Below are 1,940 nucleotides of genomic sequence, written 5' to 3'. Positions count from 1 at the left end.
GGTTCGCGCAGGCAAGCGAGCGCCTCACGAACCGCCGTCACCCGCTCGGTCAGCTCATCCGGTCCGTCTTCGCCAGTCGTGTAGAGCCTCGCCTGCTCAACCTCCGCACCTTCACGTTTGCGAGAGCCTCGCGCCGAGGCAAGTAGAAGCCGCCTCGCAGTGGCGAAGAGCCAAGCCCGCCGCAGGTCCGGCTCCGGCAGGTCGTTCACGCGCTGGAGCGCCACCACGAAAACGTCGCTCAGCAGGTCGGTCCCGTCTGAGCCCGCCCGACGGTAGAGGTAGCCGTGGAGCTCATCTGCGTGTCGCCGGTAAAGGACCTCGACATCGTGGCGAGATGCTGACGAGCTCACCACTGGTCGTCCAGTCCCAACTCCGGCGCCAGCCCAGGTGGCAGGCAAGCCTGGTGTCCACGGAGCGCCTCTCGAGCAGCCGAGGCGTCGTGGGAGCGAATGGCACGCTCCAAGTCCGGGAGCCAGGCAAACTCCGAGTCGTTGGCGAAGCTGGAGTCGGTGTCGGTGATGGCCGTCCAGGCGCGCGCTTCAAGGATCACGCTCGCAGCCTCCTCCTCCGTGGGCTCGTCAGCGACTCGCAGAGACTTCGCCCAAAGATCGCTCCACGCGCAGACAGCATTGCCGGCCGTCCACAAACGAATCTGACCGGACGCCACGCGAGAGTTGGCCCGCTTGGTCGCATAGTTCTCGACCTCCCAGGAGACCGCGAGGTCGTGCGTCTCGTCAGATGGGAAGCGGATGTCGCCGGTCACGTCAGCAACGACCAGAGGAAAATCGGGTGCTGACGGGTCGAGCCGCTCACCCGGTCCACCGAGCTCGACATCCTCGGCATCGACCGGGAACTGCCCCGTATGCGCGCTAATCACCCCTGCCGTCGCGGCACCAGCAACTCCGACCGCCGCGAGGGCGGCGACTGCCGCCGCTGCCGCCTTCCGACGCGTGGGACGAGTTGCCGGGCTCGTCGCAGTTGCCTCGATCTGCTGCCAGATCGCAACTTTCTCGCCCTCAGCGAAGGCGGGAACATCCGGCGCAGCACTTCGAACCGCCTCGCTGTGACTCCCCAACCACTCCTGACCGTTCTTCTTGCTCTCAGCCATGCTTCCTCCTTGAGTAGTGCTTCCAACAAGAGGTGTCGGCGCGTTACATCAGGGGACGCTGAGCCCGAAGTGCGTTGTTCGAAGTCGACTACCTATCCGCCGACCTACGGACTCAACTACTCTGTGCGTGCGCTACGGGGCTGGCGAGAGCGGGCAACTTCAGCGCTGCAACCAACAGATTCAGTACAGGTCGGAGGACGTTTCCGCAGGTCAGAGCACCCGGCTCACTCCCACTCGATGGTGCCCGGGGGCTTGGAGGTGATGTCGACGGTGACGCGGTTGATCTCGGCGACCTCGTTGGTGATGCGGGTCGAGATCCGCTCCATCAGGTCGTAGGGCAGGCGCGCCCAGTCGGCGGTCATGGCGTCCTCGGAGGTCACGGGGCGCAGGACGACGGGGTGGCCGTAGGTGCGGCCGTCACCCTGCACACCGACCGAGCGGACGTCGGCCAGCAGGACCACCGGCATCTGCCAGATGTCGCGGTCGAGACCGGCGCGGGTGAGCTCTTCGCGGGCGATCGCGTCGGCCTCGCGCAGGATGTCGAGCCGCTCGCGGGTGACCTCGCCGATGATGCGGATCCCGAGGCCGGGGCCCGGGAAGGGCTGGCGGTGCACGATCTCGGCGGGCAGGCCGAGCTGCTCACCCACGGCGCGCACCTCGTCCTTGAAGAGGGCGCGCAGCGGCTCGACGAGCTCGAACTCGAGGTCGTCGGGCAGCCCGCCGACGTTGTGGTGCGACTTGATGGTGGAGGCGCCCGCTCCCCCGCCCGACTCGACGACGTCGGGGTAGAGAGTGCCCTGCACGAGGAAGGCGACCTTGTCGCCGTCGGCAC

The 1,940-nt window shown here is 67.2% G+C and carries 2 protein-coding genes and 1 pseudogene; all 3 read right to left on the bottom strand.

The window, feature by feature from the left end:
* A partial coding sequence (locus tag VOI19_RS18745) for an RNA polymerase sigma factor (protein ID WP_323794453.1) occupies window positions 1-350 on the bottom strand: 350 nt, incomplete at its 3' end.
* Window positions 347-1,108, bottom strand: a complete 762-nt coding sequence (locus VOI19_RS18740; RefSeq protein WP_323794452.1) for a hypothetical protein — start codon at window positions 1,106-1,108, stop codon at window positions 347-349. The genes VOI19_RS18740 and VOI19_RS18745, both read right to left, overlap by 4 nt.
* 224 nt (window positions 1,109-1,332) lie before the next feature.
* Window positions 1,333-1,940 (bottom strand): annotated as a pseudogene (locus VOI19_RS18735) (GMP synthase (glutamine-hydrolyzing)); the annotation flags it as partial.

The sequence above is a fragment of the Nocardioides sp. genome, assembly GCF_034670285.1.
GTDB lineage: Bacteria > Actinomycetota > Actinomycetes > Propionibacteriales > Nocardioidaceae > Nocardioides.
This window is presented reverse-complemented; position numbering and strand designations above follow the sequence as displayed.

Coding starts and splice junctions, on each gene's coding strand:
- VOI19_RS18740 (WP_323794452.1), bottom strand. CDS start 1,108: ATGGCTGAGAGCAAGAAGAACGGTCAGGAGTGGTTGGGGAGTCACAGC.